Genomic DNA, 21,855 nt, shown 5'->3' with positions numbered 1-21,855 from the left:
CCGGCCCAATGTATGTTCACATCGCTATGTATGCAAGTGAACTGTGGGTGGCGGCGGGGCCGGTCACCCCACCGGGTCGAGCGTGGTGAGGCGCTGGGTCGCCCGGGACAGCGCCACGTAGAGCGTGCGGACGCCCGAGCCGGGATCGGCCCGGATCTCACCCGGCGCCACCAGCACCACGCCGTCGTACTCCATGCCCTTGGCCTGAAGGCTGGTGACGACCTGGAGGCGGCCCGCGCCGAGCCCGCCCAGCCAGCCCGCCACCTCGTCCCGGCGCGGCACCGGCGTGATCACGCCGACGGTGCCCTCCACCTGCGCGAGCAGCGCCTCGGCCGCCTCGACGGTGGCCGCCGGCAGGTCGGCGGCGGGCACCGTGCGCTCGACCGGCGGCACACCCGTGGACCGGACCGCGGCGGGCAGCGGCAGGTCCGGGTAGAGGCGGCGGATCTCCGCCGCCGCCACCGCGAAGATCTCCGCCGAGTTGCGGTAGTTGGTGGTCAGCTCGTAGCGGTGCCGCTTGCGCCGGCCCAGCGCCTGGTCACGGGCCCGGTCCAGCTCCTGCGGGTCGCCGGTCCAGGCGGTCTGCGCCGGGTCGCCGACCACGGTCCAGGACGCCAGCCGCCCGCGCCGGCCGACCATCCGCCACTGCATCGGCGAGACGTCCTGCGACTCGTCCACCACCACGTGCGCGTAGTCGCGGTAGTCGTCCGGACGCTCCCGCGCCGCCGCGCGGGCGGCACGCTGCCGGTCGGCGTACGTGCTCAGCTCGCGCACGCCACCGGCGAGCTGGTACGGGTCGCGCTTGGGCCGGGCCCGCTGCACCGGCTTGCCGAGCAGCGCGTCCAACTCGTCCAGCAGCGCGATGTCGGCCACCGTCAGCCCCTCGGTCGCGAGGCTCCGGTACGCGTCGCCGAGCAACCGGATCTCCGCCGAGGACAGGATCCCCCCGGCGTAGCGGCGCAGCCGGTCCGGGCGGGCCAGCCAGTCCAGCACGTGCCGCGGGTGCAGCCGGGGCCACCACGCCTTGAGGAACTCGCGGAACTCCGGCCGCTCGATGATCTCGTCCTCGAACGCGGGCTGCTCCGGCAACCGGCCCACACGCAGCGTGCGGGCCTGCGCGTAGAGCGCGGCGAGCACCGCGTCGAACGCCGCCCGGCGCACCTCGTTGCGGCGCGCGCCCCGGGCCAGCGTCCGGTCCCGGATCGCGTCCAGCGCGGGGCGCTCCAGGCGCAGCAGCTCGCCCCGGTAGAGCAGGCGCAGCTCGGCGGGGGAGTCCGGCACCGCGTCGCGTACCGCGCGTTCCAGCACCCGGCGCATCCGCAGCGATCCCTTCACCGCCGCCACGTCCGGCGGGTCGGTCCGGGACGCGGACAGGCCGGGGAACAGCGAGCCGAGCGAGTGCAGCGTGGCGGTCTCCTCGCCCAGCGAGGGCAGCACCGAGGCGATGTACTCGACGAACACGCCGGACGGGCCGACCACCAGGATGCCGCCGCCGGCGTACCGCGCCCGGTCGGAGTAGAGCAGGTATGCGGCCCGGTGTAGTGCCACCGCCGTCTTGCCGGTGCCCGGGCCGCCGGAGACGATCGTGACGCCGTTGCCGGGGGAGCGGATCGCCTCGTCCTGCTCGCGCTGGATGGTGGCGACGATGTCCCGCATGCCCCGGCCGGTGGCCCGGGACAGCGTGGCCAGCAGCGCCCCGTCACCGACCACCGCCATGTCCGGCGGCGCGGCCTCCGGGTCCAGCAGGTCGTCCTCGATCCGGGTGACCTTCTCCGAGGCGGACTGGATCGTGCGCCGGCGCACCACGCCGCGCGGCTCGGCGGGCGTGGCCTGGTAGAACGCGGCGGCGGCGGGTGCCCGCCAGTCCACCACCAGCGTCTCCGCGTCCACGCCCCGCACACCGAGGCGGCCGACGTGCAGCACCTGCCCGGTCCGCAGGTCCAGCCGGCCGAACACCAGTCCCTCGTGCTCGGCGTCCAGCACGTGCCGGCGCTGGGCGGCGTGGAAGACCATCGCGTCCCGCTCGACCAGCGCGCCGAAGTTGCCGACCCGGGCCAGCCGGTAGCCCTCCCGCTCGGCCTCCGCCGCGGACCGGCGCAGTTCGGCCAGCCGGGCGTACACCCGGTCGAGGTGGCGCTGCTCGGCGGCGATCTCCCGGTCCAGCGTGGTCTGGTCGGTCAACGCGGATGCTCCTGTGTTCGGAGGGCACGACGGGCTGAATGAGGGTACGGGCCGCCGGCAACCGGCACGCCGGGGCATGCCGCGCACGTGGCGTACGTCGGTGCCGCCCGGAGGTGGGGAACGCTCAGAGGCGGGTCGCGGGACGGGCCGCCAGCACCCGGTCCAGCACGCCGGAGAGGGCGGCGTTCACCGCGTCGGGGCGCTCCATCATGAGCATGTGCCCGGCGCCCGGGCAGACGGTCAGCTCCGTGGTGGGCAGCGCCGCCGCGATCGACTCGGCGCAGGGCGGCGGGGTGAGCCGGTCCCGGTCCCCGACCAGCGCGGCGGCCGGCAGCCCGCCGAGCGCGGCGAGTGTCTCCAGCCGGTGCTGGGCGCCGATCGAGGCGCGGAAACCGCCGATCGAGCGCAGCGTGGCCCGGGCCACCGCCGAGGTGACCAGCCGGATGTCCGCCGGGTCGCAGCGGTCGCCGAACAGCATCCAGCGAATGCTCGGGCGCAGCGCGCGCAGCAGGGCGTGCGGGGGCCGCCAGCCGCCGCAGCGGGCCAGCACCCCGGCGCCGGTGGTCTCGGCCAGGCGGATCAGCCGGGTGATCCGGGGGGAGAGACCGTACGCGGTGTGCGTGTGCCCCTCGGCGGTGGTGGAGACGAAGACCAGTCCGGCGGTACGCGCGGCGAACCGGTCGGGGTGGCGGTGGGCGTACTCCATCACGGTCATGCCGCCCATCGAGTGCCCGACCAGGACGACCGGACCGGCCGGGACGATCTCGTCGACCACCGCCGCCAGGTCGTCGCCGAGCTGTGCGAGGGTGGCGTCGCGCAGCGCCAGGCAGCTCGACCGGCCGTGCCCGCGCGCGTCGTAGGTGACCACCCGGACCCGGCCGCCGAAGCGCTCCCGCAGCTCCGCGACCTGGCGGTGCCAGCTGCGCCCGTCCAGCGTCCAGCCGTGCAGCAGGACGGCGGTGACCTCGGCGTCGACCGGCCCGGTGACGCTGACGTGCAGGCGTACGTCGTCGGGGAGCCGCAGTTCCAGGTCCGGCATCGTCCACCTCCCGGGCCCACCGGTGTGTGTCCACCGGATGACCCGGCGGTGACACCGGCGTTACCCGCCATGAGACCACGGCAACCGGCCCGGAGAGAAGATTCCGGTCCGGCCCCACGGCGTCGGATCGGTGACCAGGCTGGGAGACATGCCGTCCACCGCCCGCACTCCCCGCGCCGCGCTGGCCGAGCTGCTCGCCGGCAACCGGCGCTTCGTCAGCGGGCAGCCGGTGCACGGGCACGACGTCACCGCCGCCGCGGCGGTGGCCTCCGGCGACCAGCAGCCGTACGCGGTGGTGCTGGGCTGCATCGACTCCCGCGTGCCGTTGGAGGCGATCTTCGACCAGACGTTCGGTTCGATCTGCGTGATCCGCACCGGCGGGCACGTGCTGGACCGGGCCGTGCGGGGCTCGATCGAGTACGTGGTGGAGCAGCTCGGCGTACGTCTGGTGATGGTGCTGGGTCACGAGCGCTGCGGCGCGGTCGGCTCGACGGTCGAGGCGCTGCGCACCGGGCGGCGCCCCGGCGGGGACCTGGCGTACGTGGTGGACCGGATCGCCCCGGCGGTCACCGACGTCGGAGTGGACGACCCGGACGCGCACCCGTTGGCGATCCGCCGCCACGTCCGGCGCACCGTGGCCGCGTTGCGCGCCGACGACCGCCTGGCCGGGCCGGTGGAGGCCGGCGAGCTGGCGGTGGAGGGCGCGCTCTACGACCTGGCCACGGGCGAGGTCACGCTGCTGCCGCGGGAGGAGACGCGAAACCGCCCGCCGGGGTGATCCCGGCGGGCGGTCGCGGTGGTGCGGGCGAGGGTGCTCAGCCCTCGAAGACGCCGGCCTCGACCAGGCGCTTCTCGGTGGCGTCCCAGCCGTGGTCCGGGTAGGACGCGGCCAGGCCGTTGATCTCGGCGCGGATCTTGGCGGCGTGGCCGGCGGCGGCCAGCACCCGGATCTCCTCGACGAAGGCGTCGGAGTCGGTGCGCAGGTGCGCGGTCTTGCCGTTGGTCAGGTTGCGCACGTAGGCGTGCTTGCCGCCGTTGAGCGGGATCAGGTACTTGAACTCGCCCAGCACGCTGAGGGCGCCACCCTGGCCAGCCTGGCCGGCCCGGACGGACGCGCGCGCGGTCTTAGAGGTGTTGCTCGCCACGGAGGTACTCCTTGCAGACGTACGGTGGGGACGGAAGGCCGTCCGGGGGCTGTGCGAGTGACGCCCGGGTGGGCGCCGGCCCGCGAAGATGTACGGCGGCACAGAGAACCGCCCAGAGAACTGTACACGACCGCGACACCTGGCTGGTCGTCGCGGCGTCAGAGGGCATAACCGGGTCCACCACCCGGGTATTTCCCGCCCCGGCGGACCGGCGAATTTTCCGATTCGCTGGCGCACCACCAGTCACACGGGTCATCATGTGTGCCAGGTACCACTCGGTACGACGAGGTCGTAGGGGAAGACGCACCTCGGCTCACCGGGAGGTCACCGTGCCAACGCGTGGCGTCGTATACGTCCACTCGACCCCGCTCGCCGTGTGCTCGCACGTCGAGTGGGCGATCGCGCGCGTCCTCGCCGCGCCGGTCAACCTGCACTGGACGGCGCAGCCCGCCGATCCGGGCGCCCGTCGCGCCGAGTGCGGCTGGACCGGCAGCCCGGGGACCGGCGCGGAGCTGGCCGCTGCCCTCCGGCAGTGGCCCATGATCCGTTTCGAGGTCACCGAGGAACCCAGTCCCGGCGTCGACGGCGAGCGCTTCATGTACGTACCGGGCCGCGGCCTGTTCCGCGCCGCGGTCGGCGCGGCCGGCGACATCCAGCTCGGCGAGGACCGGCTCCGCAGCCTGATGGCCGCCGCACGCAGCCCGGAGGCACTGGCCCACGCCCTGGACAAGGCGCTCGGCACCGCCTGGGACGCCGAGCTGGAGCCCTACCGGTACGCCGGAGACGGCGCGCCGGTGACGCTGCTCACCCGGGTCGGGTGACGGGGGCCGAGTTGCCCCGATACGGTGGGCCGCGTGTCGATTTCCCCGCGGCGCTCCGCCGTCGCGCTCGCCGCACTGACCGCGCTGCTCGTCTCCGGGTGCTCGGACGGGCCGGACCGGCCCCGGCCTGCGCCGACGAGCCCGGCGCCGCCGTCGGCCGCGCCCGCGCCGAGTGAGTCGCCGGCCGCCGATCCGGCCGCCCGGGCGGCCGCGCTCGTCGGCACGCTGAGCGACGAGGACCTGGTCGGGCAGGTGCTGATGCCGTACGCGTACGGCAGCTCGGCCACCGAGGTGTCGGCCGCGTCGGCGGCCGGGAACCGGGGGCTCGCCGGGGTCGACACCCCCGCCGAGATGGTGGCGAAGTATCGGCTCGGCGGCGTGATCCTGGTCGGCTTCAGCGCCGACGACCCCACCTCGGGCAACCAGGCCACCACGAACGTGGACAACCCGAAGCAGGTCCGTGCGCTCACCGACGGGCTGCGCGCCGCCGCCGGCAAGCTGCCCGCCGGCGCCGCGCCCTTCCTGATCGGCACCGACCAGGAGTACGGCGTGGTCACCCGGATCACCGACGGGGTGACGCTGCTGCCCAGCCCGCTCGCCGCCGGCGCCGCCGGTAACCCGGCGCTGACCGAGGCCGCCTGGCGGGCCGCCGGGGCCGAGCTGGCCGCGATGGGCATCAACCTCGACTTCGCCCCGGTCGCCGACGTGCTGGCGGCCCGCAGCACCGTGATCGGCTCCCGCTCCTTCGGCGCCGACCCGGCGACCGCGTCCCCGCAGGTGGCCGGCGCGGTACGCGGCCTTCAGGCGGAGGGTGTCGGCGCCGCGGTCAAGCACTTCCCCGGGCACGGCCTGAGTGCCGAGGACTCGCACACCGAACTGCCGGTGATCAAGCAGTCCCGCGCCGAGCTGGACCGCCTCGCGTTCCCGCCGTTCCGGGCCGGGATCGGGGCCGGGGCCATGGCGGTGATGTCGGCGCACCTGGACGTCAGGGCCGTCGACCCGGGCACCCCCGCGACGTTCTCCCGCAAGCTGCTCACCGACGTGCTGCGCGGCCAGATGGGCTTCCAGGGTGTGGTGATCACCGACGGGATGAACATGGCCCCGGCGAAGAAGTGGTCGCCGGGCGAGGCCGCGGTGCGCGCGCTCAACGCCGGCAACGACCTCATCCTGATGACCCCGAACGTCAAGCAGGCGTACGACGGGCTGCTCGCCGCGCTCAAGGACGGTTCGCTGCCCCGCGCCCGGCTGGTCGAGGCGGTCACCCGGGTGCTGACCATGAAGTTCCGGCTGGCCGGGCGGGACGCGCCCGCGCTGTCCACGCTCGACGGCGCCGCACACCGCAAGGCCGCCGACGACCTGGCCACCGCCGCCGTGACGGTGCTGCGCGGCAAGTGCGGCGGTGCGATGAGCGGGCCGGTGAGCGTCACCTCCTCCGGCGGCCGGGAGCGCACCCGCAAGCTGCTGACCGATGCGCTCACCAAGGCCGGGGTCAAGGTGGTGCCCTCCGGCGGCACAGTGGTGCACCTGGTCGGGTACGGCGACGGCGCGAAGGACCTGCGCGCCGACGCCGCCGTGACGGTGGCCATGGACACGCCGTACGTGCTGTCCGGGGCGAAGTCCCCGACGCTGATGGCGACCTACTCGTCCACCCGCGCGTCGATGACCGGGCTCGCGGCGGTGCTCGCCGGCAAGGCCCGCCCGGTCGGGCGCTCCCCGGTGCCGGTCTCCGGCCTGCCGGCCACCACCTGCCGCACCTGACGCCGTAACTCGGGTGCGGCCCGGGGCGGCGAGCTGGCAGGGTGGCGCGCATGGGAGAGGCAGCACAGGGTTTCCGCTACGTCGAGCGCGCCGACGGCACGGTGGTCGTCACGCATCACGGCCGGGTCGCCGCCACGTTGCGCGGCGGCCGGGCCGCGCAGTTCCTGGCCGAGGTCGAGGACGACCCGCAGCTGGCCATGGCCCGGTGGACCGGCAACTACCGGCGGGGCAACGAGCGGACCGCCCGGCAGCACCCCCGCAACCGCGGCTGAGACGCGCGGAAGGGCCCCTTCTCCGTTCGAGAAGGAGCCCTTCCGCGCGTCCGCTCAGGGGCGGGTGAAGACCAGCGCCACGTTGTGCCCGCCGAAGCCGAACGCGTTGTTCAGCGCCGCCGGGATCTCCATGTGACGCGCCTTGTGCGCGGCCACGTCCAGGGTCAGGCCCTCGTCCGGGTCGTCCAGGTTGATCGTCGGCGGGATCACGCCGTCCCGGATGGCCAGGATGGTGGCGATCGACTCCAGCGCGCCGGCCGCGCCGAGCAGGTGCCCGGTCATCGACTTCGTGGCGGTGAGCACCGGGTGGTCGCCGACCGCCTGACGCAGCGCGCCGATCTCCAGCATGTCCCCGACCGGGGTGGAGGTGGCGTGCGCGTTGACGTGCACGATGTCGGTACGGGCCACGTCCGCGTCGGCGACCGCCCGGGCGATGGCGCGGATGGCGCCCTCACCCTCGGCGTGCGGCTGCACGATGTCGTACGCGTCCGAGGTGATCCCCGCGCCGGCCAGGCGCGCGTACACCCGGGCGCCCCGGGCGGCGGCGTGGTCGGCGCGCTCCAGGATCACCACGCCCGCGCCCTCACCGAGCACGAAGCCGTCGCGGCCGGAGTCCCACGGCCGGGAGGCCCGCTCCGGCTCGTCGTTGCGGGTCGACATGGCCCGCATCGAGCTGAAGCCGGCGATCGGCAGCGGGTGGATGACCGCCTCGGTGCCGCCGGCCACCACCACGTCGGCCCGGCCGGCGCGGATGATGTCCAGTCCCAGCGCGATCGCCTCCGCGCCGGTCGCGCAGGCGCTGGCCACAGTGTGCACGCCGGCCTTGGCGCCCAGCTCCAGGCCGACCCAGGCGGCCGGGCCGTTCGGCATCAGCATCGGGATGGTGTGCGGGGAGACGCGCCGCGGTCCGGAGGCCTCCAGGATGTCGTCCTGGGCGAGCAGGGTGGTGGCGCCGCCGATGCCCGAGCCGACGCTGACCGCCAGCCGCTCCGGGTCCGGCCCGGCCTCGTCCAGACCGGCGTCGGCCCACGCCTGCTTGGCGGCGATGATGGCGATCGCCTCCGAGCGGTCCAGCCGGCGCAGCTTCACCCGGTCCAGCACCTCGGACGGGTCGACCGCCAGTTCGGCGGCGATCCGGACGGGCAGTTGCGCGGCCCACTCCTGGGTGAGCGCACTCACCCCGGAGCGGCCGGCGAGCATGGCGTCCCAGGTCGACGCGACGTCCCCGCCGAGCGGGGTCGTCGCGCCGAGCCCGGTGACGACGACGTCGGGACGACTCATGATCAGGACTGCGCCTCGATGTAGCTGACCGCGTCCCCGACGGTCTTGAGGTTCTGCACCTCGTTGTCCGGGATCTTGACGCCGAACTTCTCCTCGGCCGCCACCACGACCTCGACCATGGAGAGCGAGTCGACGTCGAGGTCGTCGGTGAAGGACTTCCCCTCGGCCACGTCGTCCGGGTTCACCCCGGCAACCTCTTCGAGGATCTCGGCGAGGCCGGCGGTGATCTCGTCACGGGTCATTGCGGTTGGTTCCTCTCATCGGGGGTCTTGTGTCACCGGCGTCGCCGGTCACACACCTCGGCGCGTTCGCGCCCGAGGGGGTCTCAGGGGCAGCGCACGACCTGACCGGCGTAGGTCAGGCCGCCGCCGAAGCCGAACAGCAGCACCGGGGCGCCCGAGGGCACCTCGCGCCGCTCGACCAGCTTCGACAGGGCCAGCGGGATGCTCGCCGCCGACGTGTTGCCGGACTCGACGATGTCCTTGGCGATGATCGCGTCCGGGATGTTCAGCCGCTTGGCGATGCCGTCGATGATCCGGGCGTTGGCCTGGTGCGGCACGAACGCGGCCAGCTCCGACGGGTCCACCCCGGCGCGCTCGCAGGCCTGCAGCGCGAGCGGGGCGATCGCGGTGGTGGCCCAGCGGAACACCGACTGCCCCTCCTGGGTGATGTACGGCTGCCAGCCCTCGATCCGGACCGCGTCGCTCTTCTCCGGCGCGGAACCCCAGACCACCGGCCCGATTCCGGCCGGCTCGTCGTCGGCGGTCGCGGTGACCACCGCCGCCCCGGCGCCGTCGGCGAAGATGATGCAGGTCGAGCGGTCGGTCCAGTCGGTGAAGTCGGAGAGCTTCTCCGCGCCGACGACGATCGCGTTGCGCGCCGCGCCGGCCCGGATCGCGTGGTCCACGGTGCCCAGCGCGTACGCGAAACCGGAGCAGGCGGTGTTGAGGTCGAAGGCCCCGGGCGCGTTGATGCCCAGCTTGGCCGCGACCCGGCAGGCCACGTTGGGGCTGCGGTCCACCGACGAGCAGGTGGCCACCACGACCAGGTCGATGTCGGCGGCGGTGAGGCCGGAGTTGGCGAGCGCCTTGCCGGCGGCGGCGGTGGCCATGTCGGCCACCGTCTCGTCGCCCGCGATCCGCCGGGTGACGATGCCGACCCGGTCCCGGATCCACTCGTCGTTCGTGTCGACCATCTGGGCGATCTCGTCGTTCGTGACGACGCGGGAGGGCTGGTAGTGCCCCATCGCGACGATCCGGCTGCCGGCCATTTAGTGCGTTCCTCCGATGCGGACGAGGGGCTGGCCCGGTGCGACCGGGTCGTCGTGGTGTGCGAGCCACTCGACGAGCGGCCCGTTGTCGTGCGCGGTCACCTCGACCGGCCCTCGGCCGGTGGCGACGTGGCCGAGGACCTGTCCGGCGCGTACCTCGGCGCCCTCGGCCGGTGCGGCGGACCGGTCGAGGCGGCCGGCGGCGGGGGAGACGACCACCCGGAACGACGGCGCGGCCGGGCGGGCGGCGGGGCCGCCGTGCCGGGCGATCAGGCGGCGCGCGGCGGGCAGGTCGGCCGGGGTGTTCAGGGTGACGATCTCGGGTGCGCCCTCGCCCTTGAGCTCCCGCTTGACCAGCCCGGCGAGGGTGCCGGCCGGCGGCAACTCGATCACGCCGGTGACGCCGAGGTCGGCCAGCGTCCGCATGCACAGGTCCCAGCGGACCGGCGCGGTCACCTGCCGGACCAGCCGCCGTACCGTCTCCGGGCCGTGCCCGGCCGACGTGCCGTCGAGGTTGGACAGCAGGATCCGGGCCGGGGCGGAGGCCGGGACACCGGCGGTCACCGCGGCGAGGGCGGTCTCGGCGGGCGCCATGTACGGCGTGTGGAACGCGCCCGCCACCTGGAGCCGGATGACCCGGGTCCGGGCCGGCGGCTCGGCGGCCAGCTTGTCCAGCGCGTCGACCGCGCCGGCGGCCACGATCTGACCGGCCCCGTTGCGGTTGGCCGGGTGCAGCCCGTGCGCCGTGAGCGCGGCGATCACCTCGTCCGGGTCACCGCCGAGCACGGCGGCCATCCCGGTCGGCTCCAGCGCGCAGGCGGCGGCCATCTCCCGCCCGCGTACGCCGGCGAGCGTCACGGCGGACTCGGCCGGCAGCACCCCGGCCAGCGCGGCGGCGCCCAGCTCACCGACGCTGTGCCCGGCCACCAGCCCGACGTCGTGCATGGGCAGGTGCTCGGCGGCGAGCAGCGCGGCGGCGACCAGCAGCGGCTGGGTACGGGCGGTGTCCTTGATCTCGTCCGCGTCCGCCCGGGTGCCCAGGTGGATCAGATCCACCCCGGCCAGCGCCGACCACCAGCGCAGACGCGCCTCGGCGCCGGGGAGGTCGAGCCACGGCGCGAGGAAGCCGGGCTTCTGGGAACCCTGTCCGGGAGAGAGTACGGCGAGCACGTGTACGACTCTGACGGATACCGGCGTGCCGCGCTGTAACGTACGGCACGAAACCGCACTAGAACCTTTAGAGGAAACCTACAAAGATCGTCGTCGGTCATCGCCGGTCGGAGGCCGTCGGGACCACCGGGTCGAGGCGTCCCACCGTCAGCGCGACCTGCAACGCGAACGCGTCGCGGGGGGCCAGCGGCGAGAAGCCGGTCACCTCGGCGATCCGCTTCAGCCGGTAGCGCACGGTGTTCGGGTGCACGAACAGCGCCCGCGCCGCGCTCTCCAGCGTGCCGCCGGCGGCGAAGAACGCGTCGAGCGTCTCCAGCAGCTCGCCGCCGGAGCGGGCCAGTGCCGCGTACACGTCGTGGCGCAACCGGCGGCGGGCCTCGGTGTCGCCGGCCAGCGCGCGTTCCGGGAGCAGCTCGTCGGCGGCGACCGGGCACGGCGCGGTCGGCCAGGCCGGCGCGGCCCGGAACCCGGCCAGTGCCGCCCGCGCCGACTCGGTGGCCTCGTCCAGGCTGGGCACCGCGGGGCCGACCACCACCGGTCCCTCGCCGAAGGCGGTACGCAGCTTCTCCGTGGCCGCCACCGGATCGGCCGCCCCGCCCAGCACGATGACCAGGCGGTCGCCGTGCACGCCGCCGATCACCTCGACGCCGATGCGCCGGGCCTGCCGGTAGACGGTGTGCAGCACGGCGGCCACCTCGCCACCGGGGGAGCGGCCCACCGCCACCGCCACCGGCGGCGCGTCCGTCCAGCCCAGCGCGGCGGCCCGGCTGGCCAGCACGTCCGGGGAGTCGCCCCGCAGCAGCGCGTCGACCAGCAGCGCCTGCAACCGGGCGTCCCAGGAGCCGCGGCTCTCGGCGGCCCGGGCGTAGACCCGCGCGGCGGCGAACGCGATCTCCCGGGAGAAGCGCAGCACCGCCTCGCGCAGCGACTGCTCCTCGCCCGGCACGGCCAGCTCCGACACCTGCTCCTCGACCACGTCGATGGTCACCTTGATCAGCGCCACCGTCTGCTGGAGGCTGATCGAGCGGGCCAGCGCCTGCGGCGCGGCGGCGAAGACCTCGTCCGACACCTCCTGGGTGCGGTCGGTCGCGCCGCCGCCCTGGCGCAGCCACTGCACCAGCGAGCGCACGCCGGCCTGGGCGACGAGCATGACCCAGGAGCGCTGGTCGGCGGGCAGCTCACGGAACCACGGCAGCGTCTCGTCCATCCGGGCCACGCTGGCGGTGGCCAGCCCGCCCGCCGCCCGTTCGATGCGGCGCAGCGTCGCCGACGTCTCCGTTCCGCCCGGTTCGCTCACCGCACCAGCCTGACACGGCGTGACCAGCGGATCCACTTCGAGGTGACGCGGTCGCCGCCGCGCGACGATCTCCACCGGTACGCGCTGACGATCTTGTTCGGGCGGGCCAGTACGGTGTCAGGGCACGCCGGGCCAGACTCCGGCCGGGCGGGCGAGGGCGACGCGTGAGGGGGGCCGGGATGGCGCAGGGGGAGGCCGAGCACGGTTGCGCCCAGGGTGAGGCCTGCCGGCGCGGCCACGACCAGCCGGCGACTGCCACACACCCGCGCCGGCCGTGCCTGAACCAGCAGGGCGAGCAGCCGGCCGGCCGGGTGCCGGAGCGCGCCGAGGACGAGCCGGGTGTGCCCCGGCAGCGGGCGGCGGCGGAGCCGGCGCACCCGGCCGACGAGGAACCGGTCGACCGGAGTTGCCGCAGCGGTCTGGCGGGCTGGGCGGGCGCCCACCGTCACGGCGCGGTACGCCCGCGCAACCGCACCGTCCGCCGGGAGCGCCCGCCGCGCCGCTGGTGCTGACGCGCCGCCTGACGCGGCTCAGCGGGTGCGGCGGCGGACCAGCAGCGCGATGCCGGCCAGCCCGGCGGTGATGACCAGCACGATGCCCACGTTGAGCAGCAGCAGCCGCTGGAGTTCGCCGAGCGCGGTGTCGATGTTCTGCACCGGGTCGAGCGCCTCCTCCGGAAGCACCCGCTCGCCGCCGCCGATGCCGCCGGCGAGCGTGTCGAACTGGGCCGGCATCGGCACGCCGACCGAGCGCAGCGTCTCGGGCATGTTGAGCCGCCCGAAGAACCAGCCGGCCCGGGTGCTGCTCAGGTCCGGCTGCTTGCCCGGCCGGTAGATCCGGGGACCGCCCTTGGCCAGCGGGAACAGGTCGTAGGTGCGCTGCGGACCGGCGGCGGCGAGCACCACCACCGTGTACTTCGGACCGAGATCCTTCGCGGCCGGGCCGCGCAGCTGGCCGGTCGTGCCCAGCCACCTGACCTGGTCGATCACCAGGTTGACCTCGTTGGGGCTGGTGTCGGTGCGCAGCTTCAGCGGCGCGTCCAGCCGCTCACCGCTGATGTCGACGCCGGTCGGTGCCGGCTTCGGCTTGGGCGCCGCCTGGGCCGCCGCCGTGCCGGTCAGGGCCAGCGCGCACGCCAGGGCCGCCACGCCCCCGGTCACGGCGACCAGCAGCCGTCTCACCCTTCGGATCATCGCCGCCTCCTCGCCCCGTTCGATGGCTGGCTTCCGCTGCAGGTCACACTGGACCGGTGTCCACCACAAGACTCCGCAGAACGGCGCTCGGTTGCAGCTGGTGGAAGAGTATTTGGAACTATCTGCGAGCTGAGACCGACCAATGAACGGTCGATGATCATCGGCCGGATCCTACCCGGACGGAGGGAACCATGGGGGGCAGGGTCGCCCGTGTGGCGCGTACCTGGGCGGTGGTGCTCGGGGTGGTCGCGGCGTCCGCGCTGCTGCCGGCCACGCCGGCCGCCGCGCACAACTCGCTGACCGGCAGCGATCCGCGCGACGGGGCCCGGCTGGCCGCCGCACCGGAGCGGATCGAGCTGCGGTTCCTCGCCACGCCGAAGGAGGACACCACCGAGGTCACCGTCACCGGCCCGGACAACGTGGCCGCGACCGGCGGCGCGCCGACCTTCGCCGGCAAGCGCGTGACGGTGCCGTTCCGGCCGGGCGCGGCCGGCCTCTACATCGTGACCTACCGGCTGGCCTCCGACGACGGCCATCCGGTCAAGGGGGAGATCCGGTTCACGCTGACCACCGGCACCCCGGCGGAGTCGCCGTCGGCGAGCGCACCGCCCACCAGCGCCGCCCCCGCGCCTTCCACCGCTCTGCCCACCAGCGCGGCGCCGAGCCCGACCCCGGCCGCCGTCGGGGCGGACGACGACGGGGGTACGGGCTGGCTGTGGGCGGCCGGGGCCGTGGTGGTGCTGGCCGCGCTCGGCGGCGGACTGCTGCTGCGCCGCCGGGCCGCCCGCCGCTGACCGCTCAGACCAGGCGTACGCGGGCGGCGCGCAGCCGGGTCAGCGTACGGTCGCGGCCGAGCACCTCCAGCGACTCGAACAGCGGCAGGCCGACGGTGCGCCCGGTGACCGCGACGCGTACCGGCGCCTGCGCCTTGCCCAGCTTCAGCCCGCGCTCCGCGCCGACCGCCTCCAGCGTGGCCTTGAGCGACTCGGCGTCCCAGGACTCCAGCGCCTCGAACGCGGCGATCGCGGCGTCCAGCAGGTCGGCGGCGCCCTCCTTCATCGCCTTCGCCCAGGCCGCCTCGTCGATCAGCGGGTCGGCCAGGAACAGGAAGTCGACGTTCGGCACGATCTCGCTGAGCACCGCGATCCGGGTCTGCGCCAGCGGGGCCACCGCCGCGAACGCGGCCGGGTCGAACTCGTCGGGCTGCCACGGCGGCGGGACGATGGTCCCGGTGCCGGTGAGCCACGGCCGGCACGCCTCGACGAAGTCCGCCACCGGCAGGGCCCGGATGTAGTCGCCGTTGAACGCGCGCAGCTTCCTCTCGTCGAAGAACGCCGGGGACGGGTTGACCTCGTCCAGCCGGAACTCCTCCTCGATCACCGACCAGGGCACGATCTCCCGGTCGCCCGACGGAGCCCAGCCCAGCAGCATCAGGTAGTTGCGCATCGCGTCGGCGAGGTAGCCCTCGTCCCGGTACGCCTCCAGCGCGACCTTGTCCCGCCGCTTGGACAGCTTCTGCCGCTTCTCGTTCACCACCACCGGCACGTGCGCCCAGACCGGCGGCTTGACGCCCAGTGCGTCCCACAGCAGCTGCTGCTTCGGGGTGTTCGGCAGGTGCTCCTCGGCGCGGATCACGTGGGTGATCCCCATCGACATGTCGTCGACCACGTTCGCCAGCAGGAACACCGGGGAGCCGTCACCGCGGGCGATGACGAAGTCCTCGATCAGCTTGTTCTCGAACGTCGGCTCGCCGCGCACCAGGTCGACCACCACGGTCTCGCCCTCGTCCGGCGTACGGAAGCGCAGTGCGCGGCCCTCACCCGGCTCCAGGCCGCGGTCGCGGCAGAAGCCGTCGTAGCCGCGCTGCTGCGGGCCGGTACGCGCCTGCACGTCCTCGCGGGTGCAGTCGCAGTAGTAGGCCCGGCCGCCCTCGTACAGCCGCTGCGCGGCGGCCCGGTGCTCGCCCGCGTACGAGGACTGGAAGTACGGACCCTCGTAGCTGCCCCGGGCGATGCCGATCCAGTCGAGCGCGGAGAGGATGCCCTCGGTCCACTCGGGCCGGTTACGTGCCGCGTCGGTGTCCTCGATGCGCAGCACGAACACCCCGCCCTGCTGCTTGGCGAAGATCCAGTTCTGCAGCGCCGAGCGGGCGCCGCCGACGTGGAACATACCGGTCGGGGAAGGGGCGAAGCGTACACGTACCGTCACGCCCCCCAGCCTACGGCGGACCGCGACGGGTTTCCGGCAGGGGGCCGGGTCAGGGCACCGACTTGATCTTCACGACCAGGGCGCTGCCGAGCAGGGTGACCGCCGCGGTGACCGCGTACAGCGTCGGGTAGCCGCCGAGGTGCACGACGATCGGCGCGGACAGCGCCGGCCCGAGCACCTGCGGCGCCGAGTTGGCGATGTTGATCACGCCGAGGTCCTTGGCCCGGTCGGTGGCCGCGGGCAGCACCTGGGTGATCAGCGCGGCGTCCACCGACAGGTAGACGCCGTACCCGGCGCCGAGCAGCAGCGCCGCGACGATCGCCATGGGCCAGGTCGGCGCCACCGCGAGCAGCACCGCCGCCACCGCCATGATCAGCCCGGAGGCGATCACGAAGACCTTGCGCCGGCCGGAGCGGTCGGACATCCGTCCGGCCACCACGGCGGTGAGCATCATGCCGACCGTGTAGAGCAGGATCAGCACCAGCAGGGAGCCCTCGGGGTCGGCCACCCGCACCCCGTCGGTGAGGAAGTAGAGCAGGTAGAGCGTGCCCAGCGCGTTGCCGGTCTGCACCAGGAACCGGGTGAACCATGCCCAGGCGAAGTCGGGGTGGCGGCGCGGGCTGATCCACATCGAGGCGAACAGCGAGCGCAGCCGCAGTGGGGAGCGGTGCTCCCGGGGCAGGTGGTCGTCCTGGGTCAGCAGCGCGAACGGCAGCGACAGCAGCAGCACGGCGAGCGCGATCGCGGCGTAGCCGGCGGTGTTGCCGGTGACCACGGCGGTGACCAGCACCGCGCCGAGCACCAGGCCCAGCGCCTGCGGGATGCCCACCCAGCCGGACACGCCGCCGCGCTGCGCCACCGGCACCCGGTCCGGGATGGCGGCGGTGAGGCTGGCGAGCATCGCGTTGAAGCAGACCTGCGCGGCCACCCAGGCCACCGCCACCCCGGCGATGGTGTTCTGCCGGGCCAGCAGCACCAGGGCGAGCGCGCCGACCACCGCACCGAGCGCGGTCCACACGTGCCGGCGGCCGAAGTGCCGGTTGGCCAGCCGCAGCGAGGTGCGGTCGGACAGCGCCCCGGCGAGCGGGTTCGCCAGCACCGCGGCGAGCGCGCCGATGCCGGTGACCACCGCCAGCATGGCCTCCTTGTCGGCCGGGGCGATCCGTTCCACCTGCTGCGGCAGCAGCACCTGGATCGGGGTGAAGAACGCCATCCAGACGCCCAGGTTGGCCGCGAAGATCAGCGCGATCCAGCCGCGCCGCACCGGGACGGTCGGCTCGGCGAGCGCCGCCGGCAGCGAGGCCGGCGTCGGGTTGACGGTGGTCATCGCCGGACCAGATCCCGGAACCATGTGTACGACGACTTCGGCGTGCGCCGCTGCGTGTCGAAGTCGACGTGCACCAGGCCGAACCGCTTGGTGAAGCCCTCGGCCCACTCCCAGTTGTCCAGCAGCGACCAGACGAAGTACCCGGTGACCGGCACGCCCTCGGCCATCGCCTGGTGCACCGCGCGGACGTGCCCGTCCAGGTACGCGATCCGCTCCGGGTCGTGCACCCGGCCGTCGGCGTCCGGCGCGTCGTCGTACGCGCAGCCGCTCTCGGTGACCTGGATCGGCGGCAGCGCGCCGCCGTACCGCTCGTGCAGCTGGAGCAGCAGTTCCCGCAGCCCGTCCGGGGCCACCGGCCAGTCGAACGCGGTGCGCGGGTAGCCGTCCAGCGGCACGATCTCGAACGGCAGCGGCGAGTCCGCCTCCGGCGCCCGGATGCCCGTCGGGTTGTAGTAGTTGACGCCCAGGACGTCGATCGGCGCGGCGATGACGTCCAGGTCGCCGTCGCGCACCACGCCCGGTTCGGGGCCGAGCGCGTCCGGGTAGCCGCGTCCGAGCAGCGGCTCGGTGAACAGCCGGTTGTGCAGCGCGTCGTACGCCGCGGCGGCGGCCCGGTCCGCGTCGGTTTCGCCGGCCAGGCGCACCGGGGAGTAGTTGTTGGCGATCGCCACCGGGGACGTGGTGCGGGCGCGCAGCGCGGCGACCGCGAGGCCGTGCCCGAGGAGCTGGTGGTGGGCCACCGGAAAGGCGTCGAACAGCAGCGTGCGGGCGGGCGCGTGCTCGCCCGTGCCGTGGCCGAGGCTCATGTGGATGAACGGCTCGTTGAGCGTGATCCAGAGCTTCACCCGGTCGCCGAGGCGGGCCGCGGTCAGGTCGGCGTACTCGGCGAAGCGGGCGGCGGTGTCCCGGTTCAGCCAGCCGCCGGCGTCCTCCAGCGCCTGCGGCAGGTCCCAATGGAACAGCGTGGCGACCGGGTCCACGCCGGCGTCGAGCAGGCCGTCCACCAGCCGGTCGTAGAAGTCCAGCCCGGCGGCGTTGGCCGGGCCGGTTCCGGCCGGCTGGATCCGGGGCCAGGCGATCGAGAACCGGTACGCGGACACCCCCAGCCCGGCCAGCAGCGCGGTGTCCTCGGCGTACCTGTGGTAGTGGTCGCACGCCTGGTCGCCGGTGCTGCCGTCGGCGATCCGGCCCGGGTCGTGGGCGAACGTGTCCCAGATGGACGGGCCACGGCCGTCGACTGTGGTCGCACCCTCGATCTGGTACGCGGAGGTGGAGACCCCCCAGCGGAAGCCGGCGGGGAACTCGGGCATCGGCGCGGTCGTCAAGTCACCCTCCAGAACGTGAAGCGTGCTCGCGACTCTAGGGCTCCGCGGACCGCTGCGCCATAGGCCGAGATGACTGGGTAGCGCAAGGCGGTTCGGCGTGTCTTTTCCGAACCCGTCCGCTTAAGTCCGATTTACACATAGAGTGCCGAATATCGCGGATGTGATTTAAGTGGGGGAAAGATACTCATGATCCTCGTGGAACGAAGCGCGCACGTGGCGGCGCCGGTGGATGTGGTCTGGGATGTCGTGCAGCGCGCCGAGCAGCTGCCGGCCTGGCTGGCGGGAGTCCGCGCGGCCGAGGTCCTGTCCGGGGAGGGATTCGGGCGGCGGCAACTCGTCCAGGCTGGACGCGGTGCCGCGCACGAGGCCGAGGTGATCGCCTTCCAGGAACCGACCCTGATCGGCTGGCGCGAACGCGCGAAGGGCGCCGGCGCCCGCGCCGAGGCACGCACCGAGATCTACGTCCAGCTGACCCCGGACGAGGAGGACGGCGGCACCGTCGTACGCCTGATCGTCGTGCGGTGGCCCGCCGGACCCGTCAAGGCGGCCCTGCTCCGGCTCGGCCTGCGCCGGGTCGGCGCCGACCTGGAGGACTCGCTGGCCCGGCTGACCGACCTGGCCGCCGTCGGCTGACCGAGCCCGTCCCGGCGTCGCCCGCGATGGTGACGGCCCGGCGTTCCCGCCAGGGACGCCGGGCCGTCGTCGCATCGGGGGACGAGAAGGGCCCGGCGCGCCTGGCGCCGGGCCCTTCTCGCGTGACGGGTACTAGCTGTCGCCGCCGGTCTCGCCGACCGGGGCGGCGTTGACGTCGTCCAGCGCGTACTTGCGGGCGGCGTCGGCCGGCACGTGGGCCGGCACCACGCCGCGCAGCGCGAGCTGGCGCAGCGTCGCGACCGCGACCGACTCGGCGTCCACGTGGAAGTGGCGGCGCAGCGCGTGCCGGGTGTCCGACATGCCGAAGCCGTCCGTGCCGAGCGAGGTGTAGTCGCCGGGTACCCAGCGGGCGATCAGGTCCGGTACCGCGCGCATCCAGTCGCTGACCGCGACCTTCGGCCCGTCGGCGTCGGCCAGCTTCCGCGCGATGTACGGCACCCGCGGCTCCTCGCCCGGGTTGAGCAGGTTGTGCTCCTCGCACTGGACCGCGTCGCGGCGCAGCTCCGTCCAGGACGTCACCGACCACACGTCGGCGGAGACGCCCCAGTCCTCGGCGAGCAGCTGCTGGGCCTTGAGCGCCCACTGCATGCCGGTGCCGGAGGCGAGGATGTTCGCCTTCGGCGCGTCGTCGCCGACCTGCGGCGCGGGGGAGTAGCGGTAGATGCCGTTGACGATGCCCTCGACGTCCACCCCCTCCGGCTCGGCCGGCTGGAAGATCGGCTCGTTGTAGACGGTGAGGTAGTAGAAGATGTTCTCCTGCGCCTCCCCGTACATCCGGTGCAGGCCGTTCTCCACGATGTGCGCCAGCTCGTATGCGAACGCCGCGTCGTACGCGACCACCGCCGGGTTGGTGGCGGCGAGCAGCAGCGAGTGGCCGTCCTCGTGCTGGAGGCCCTCACCGTTGAGCGTGGTCCGGCCGGCGGTCGCGCCGAGCACGAAGCCCCGCGCCATCTGGTCCGCCGCCGCCCAGAACCCGTCGCCGGTGCGCTGGAAGCCGAACATCGAGTAGAAGATGTACAGCGGGATCATCGGCTCGCCGTGGGTGGCGTACGCCGTGCCCGCCGCCGTGAACGAGGCCACCGACCCGGCCTCGTTGATCCCCTCGTGCAGGATCTGGCCGGTGGTCGACTCCTTGTAGGACAGGAACAGCTCCCGGTCCACCGAGGTGTAGCGCTGGCCGTGCGGCGAGTAGATCTTCTGGGTCGGGAAGAGCGAGTCCATACCGAAGGTGCGGGCCTCGTCCGGGATGATCGGCACCCAGCGCTTGCCGAACTCCTTGTCCTTCATGATGTCCTTGAGCAGGCGGACGAAGGCCATCGTGGTGGCGACCTTCTGCTTGCCCGACCCGCGCTTGACGTCGGAGAACCGCTCGGTGCCCGGGATGGCCAGCGTCCTGCGCGCGGTGCTGCGCGTCGGCAGGTAGCCGCCGAGCTGCTGACGCCGGTCCTTCAGGTACGTGATCTCGTCCGACTTCTCACCCGGGGTGTAGTACGGCGGGAGGTACGGGTTCTCCTCCAGCTGCTTGTCCGGAATGTCCAGGTAGAGGCGGTCGCGGAAGAGCTTCAGGTCCTCCAGCGTCAGCTTCTTCATCTGGTGCGTGGCGTTGCGGCCCTCGAAGTGCGAGCCGAGCGTCCAGCCCTTGATCGTCTTGGCGAGGATCACCGTGGGCTGGCCGGTGTGCTCCGTGGCCGCCTTGTAGGCCGCGTAGAGCTTGCGGTAGTCGTGGCCACCCCGCTTGAGGTTCCAGATCTCGTCGTCGGTCAGACCCTCGACCATCTTGCGGGTCCGCGGGTCGCGGCCGAAGAAGTGCTCCCGCACGTACGCCCCGGACTCCGCCTTGTAGGTCTGGTAGTCACCGTCGGGCGTGGTGTTCATCAGGTTGACCAGCGCGCCGTCGGTGTCCGCGGCGAGCAGCGGGTCCCACTCGCGGCCCCAGACCACCTTGATGACGTTCCAGCCGGCGCCCCGGAAGAACGCCTCCAGCTCCTGCATGACCTTGCCGTTGCCGCGGACCGGCCCGTCCAGGCGCTGGAGGTTGCAGTTGATCACGAAGGTGAGGTTGTCCAGCTCCTCGCGGGCGGCCACGCCGATCGCGCCGAGCGACTCGACCTCGTCCATCTCACCGTCGCCCAGGAACGCCCAGACGTGCTGCTGGGAGGTGTCCTTGATGCCCCGGTGGTGCAGGTAGCGGTTGAACCGCGCCTGGTAGATGGCGTTCAGCGGCCCGAGACCCATGGAGACCGTGGGGAACTCCCAGAAGTCCGGCATGAGCCGCGGGTGCGGGTACGACGGCAGCCCGCCGCCGGGGTGCGACAGCTCCTGCCGGAAGCCGTCGAGCTGGCTCTCGCTGAGCCGGCCCTCCAGGAACGCCCGCGCGTACATGCCGGGGGAGGCGTGACCCTGGTAGAAGATCTGGTCGCCGCCGCCCGGGTGGTTCTTGCCCCGGAAGAAGTGGTTGAAGCCCACCTCGTAGAGGGATGCCGAGCTGGCGAACGTGGAGATGTGCCCACCGACGCCGATCTCCGGGCGCTGCGCCCGGTGCACCAGCATCGCGGCGTTCCACCTGATGTACGCCCGCAGCCGCCGCTCGACGTGCTCGTCACCCGGGAACCACGGTTCGCGCTCCGGCGGGATCGTGTTGATGTAGTCGGTGGTGGTCAGGGACGGCACCCCGACCTGCCGCTCGCGGGCCCGCTCCAGCAGGCGCAGCATGACGTACCGGGCTCGCTTTGTCCCGCGCTCGTCGATGACACCGTCGAGCGACTCGACCCATTCGCTGGTCTCTTCAGGGTCGATGTCCGGAAGCTGGCTCGGCAGACCAGCGGTGATCACCGGGCGCTTGCGTTCCGTAGCCACAGGCGTTCCCTCGGTTTCGTGTGGGATAGGTCTCTAGCGCCATCCTGCCCCCTGGTGG

20 protein-coding genes are annotated in these 21,855 nt (G+C 73.7%); 7 read left to right on the top strand and 13 right to left on the bottom strand.

Features of this window, described 5'->3' with window-relative positions:
- Positions 1–63: 63 nt before the first annotated feature.
- Positions 64–2,181, bottom strand: coding sequence for an AAA family ATPase (locus EAD96_RS30470; RefSeq protein ID WP_121686658.1), 2,118 nt, complete (start codon positions 2,179–2,181; stop codon positions 64–66).
- Between the two features lie 124 nt (positions 2,182–2,305).
- On the bottom strand, positions 2,306–3,220 hold the full coding sequence (locus EAD96_RS30465; protein ID WP_121686657.1) for an alpha/beta fold hydrolase: 915 nt from the start codon (positions 3,218–3,220) through the stop codon (positions 2,306–2,308).
- A gap of 148 nt (positions 3,221–3,368) precedes the next feature.
- On the opposite strand from EAD96_RS30465, the gene EAD96_RS30460 reads away from it, so the two are divergent.
- Entirely contained in the window at positions 3,369–3,998 is a 630-nt protein-coding gene (locus tag EAD96_RS30460) for a carbonic anhydrase (RefSeq protein ID WP_120568616.1), read from the top strand.
- A gap of 37 nt (positions 3,999–4,035) precedes the next feature.
- Here the strand turns inward: EAD96_RS30460 and EAD96_RS30455 are convergent, their stop codons facing one another.
- The gene (locus EAD96_RS30455) at positions 4,036–4,365 is read right to left on the bottom strand and encodes a hypothetical protein (protein ID WP_013287842.1); all 330 of its coding nucleotides are present in this window, start codon (positions 4,363–4,365) and stop codon (positions 4,036–4,038) included.
- Between the two features lie 329 nt (positions 4,366–4,694).
- Between EAD96_RS30455 and EAD96_RS30450 the strand changes: the two genes are divergently transcribed.
- From EAD96_RS30450 to EAD96_RS30440, 3 genes are read left to right on the top strand one after another with little or no spacing between them, the layout of a single operon-like run.
- A complete protein-coding gene (locus tag EAD96_RS30450; protein WP_013287841.1) occupies positions 4,695–5,186 on the top strand; it encodes a DUF3145 domain-containing protein in 492 nt (163 codons plus the stop codon).
- A 33-nt stretch (positions 5,187–5,219) separates the two neighbouring features.
- Positions 5,220–6,944: a glycoside hydrolase family 3 protein gene (locus EAD96_RS30445; RefSeq protein ID WP_121686668.1), complete on the top strand. Its 1,725-nt coding sequence runs from the start codon at positions 5,220–5,222 to the stop codon at positions 6,942–6,944.
- A gap of 50 nt (positions 6,945–6,994) precedes the next feature.
- The gene (locus tag EAD96_RS30440) at positions 6,995–7,216 is read left to right on the top strand and encodes a hypothetical protein (protein WP_120568618.1); all 222 of its coding nucleotides are present in this window, start codon (positions 6,995–6,997) and stop codon (positions 7,214–7,216) included.
- Positions 7,217–7,270: 54 nt separating this feature from the next.
- On the opposite strand, the gene fabF is transcribed toward EAD96_RS30440, so the two are convergent.
- The 5 genes from fabF to EAD96_RS30415 form a co-directional block, all read right to left on the bottom strand.
- Positions 7,271–8,497 carry a beta-ketoacyl-ACP synthase II gene (fabF, locus tag EAD96_RS30435; protein ID WP_121686656.1) on the bottom strand — a complete coding sequence of 409 codons (1,227 nt, stop codon included), beginning with the start codon at positions 8,495–8,497 and terminating at the stop codon, positions 7,271–7,273.
- Between the two features lie 2 nt (positions 8,498–8,499).
- Positions 8,500–8,739, bottom strand: a complete 240-nt coding sequence (locus tag EAD96_RS30430; RefSeq protein WP_007072348.1) for an acyl carrier protein — start codon at positions 8,737–8,739, stop codon at positions 8,500–8,502.
- A gap of 83 nt (positions 8,740–8,822) precedes the next feature.
- Complete coding sequence (locus tag EAD96_RS30425; RefSeq protein ID WP_120568620.1) at positions 8,823–9,767, bottom strand: beta-ketoacyl-ACP synthase III; 945 nt, start codon at positions 9,765–9,767, stop codon at positions 8,823–8,825.
- The gene (locus EAD96_RS30420) at positions 9,768–10,937 is read right to left on the bottom strand and encodes an acyltransferase domain-containing protein (RefSeq protein WP_121686655.1); all 1,170 of its coding nucleotides are present in this window, start codon (positions 10,935–10,937) and stop codon (positions 9,768–9,770) included. It abuts the gene before it with no gap.
- Between the two features lie 97 nt (positions 10,938–11,034).
- Complete coding sequence (locus EAD96_RS30415; RefSeq protein WP_305034171.1) at positions 11,035–12,309, bottom strand: CdaR family transcriptional regulator; 1,275 nt, start codon at positions 12,307–12,309, stop codon at positions 11,035–11,037.
- 104 nt (positions 12,310–12,413) lie between these two features.
- Here EAD96_RS30415 and EAD96_RS30410 point away from each other — a divergent pair, with 104 nt between their 5' ends.
- Positions 12,414–12,746 carry a hypothetical protein gene (locus tag EAD96_RS30410; RefSeq protein ID WP_121686654.1) on the top strand — a complete coding sequence of 111 codons (333 nt, stop codon included), beginning with the start codon at positions 12,414–12,416 and terminating at the stop codon, positions 12,744–12,746.
- A gap of 18 nt (positions 12,747–12,764) precedes the next feature.
- Here the strand turns inward: EAD96_RS30410 and EAD96_RS30405 are convergent, their stop codons facing one another.
- Positions 12,765–13,427: a hypothetical protein gene (locus tag EAD96_RS30405; protein WP_120568623.1), complete on the bottom strand. Its 663-nt coding sequence runs from the start codon at positions 13,425–13,427 to the stop codon at positions 12,765–12,767.
- A gap of 191 nt (positions 13,428–13,618) precedes the next feature.
- Between EAD96_RS30405 and EAD96_RS30400 the strand changes: the two genes are divergently transcribed.
- On the top strand, positions 13,619–14,221 hold the full coding sequence (locus tag EAD96_RS30400; RefSeq protein WP_121686653.1) for a copper resistance CopC family protein: 603 nt from the start codon (positions 13,619–13,621) through the stop codon (positions 14,219–14,221).
- A gap of 4 nt (positions 14,222–14,225) precedes the next feature.
- Here the strand turns inward: EAD96_RS30400 and gltX are convergent, their stop codons facing one another.
- The 3 genes from gltX to EAD96_RS30385 are packed head-to-tail and all read right to left on the bottom strand — an operon-like array spanning position 14,226 to position 18,272.
- Positions 14,226–15,635: a glutamate--tRNA ligase gene (gltX, locus tag EAD96_RS30395; RefSeq protein ID WP_121686652.1), complete on the bottom strand. Its 1,410-nt coding sequence runs from the start codon at positions 15,633–15,635 to the stop codon at positions 14,226–14,228.
- 49 nt (positions 15,636–15,684) lie between these two features.
- Positions 15,685–16,962 (bottom strand): MFS transporter, encoded by a 1,278-nt coding sequence (locus EAD96_RS30390; RefSeq protein WP_121686651.1) that lies wholly within the window; start codon positions 16,960–16,962, stop codon positions 15,685–15,687.
- Positions 16,959–18,272, bottom strand: a complete 1,314-nt coding sequence (locus EAD96_RS30385; RefSeq protein WP_121686650.1) for a GH1 family beta-glucosidase — start codon at positions 18,270–18,272, stop codon at positions 16,959–16,961. The genes EAD96_RS30390 and EAD96_RS30385 overlap by 4 nt, the downstream gene beginning before the upstream one ends.
- A gap of 201 nt (positions 18,273–18,473) precedes the next feature.
- Between EAD96_RS30385 and EAD96_RS30380 the strand changes: the two genes are divergently transcribed.
- Positions 18,474–18,920, top strand: coding sequence for an SRPBCC domain-containing protein (locus tag EAD96_RS30380; RefSeq protein ID WP_120568628.1), 447 nt, complete (start codon positions 18,474–18,476; stop codon positions 18,918–18,920).
- A 132-nt stretch (positions 18,921–19,052) separates the two neighbouring features.
- Here EAD96_RS30380 and aceE read toward each other — a convergent pair whose 3' ends face one another.
- Positions 19,053–21,797, bottom strand: a complete 2,745-nt coding sequence (aceE, locus tag EAD96_RS30375) for a pyruvate dehydrogenase (acetyl-transferring), homodimeric type (RefSeq protein ID WP_121686649.1) — start codon at positions 21,795–21,797, stop codon at positions 19,053–19,055.
- Positions 21,798–21,855: the final 58 nt, after the last annotated feature.

It is taken from the genome of Micromonospora sp. BL1 (genome assembly GCF_003667485.1).
GTDB lineage: Bacteria > Actinomycetota > Actinomycetes > Mycobacteriales > Micromonosporaceae > Micromonospora > Micromonospora tulbaghiae.
Note: the sequence above shows the minus strand (reverse complement) of the source record. Positions and strands in the feature narration are given on the sequence as shown.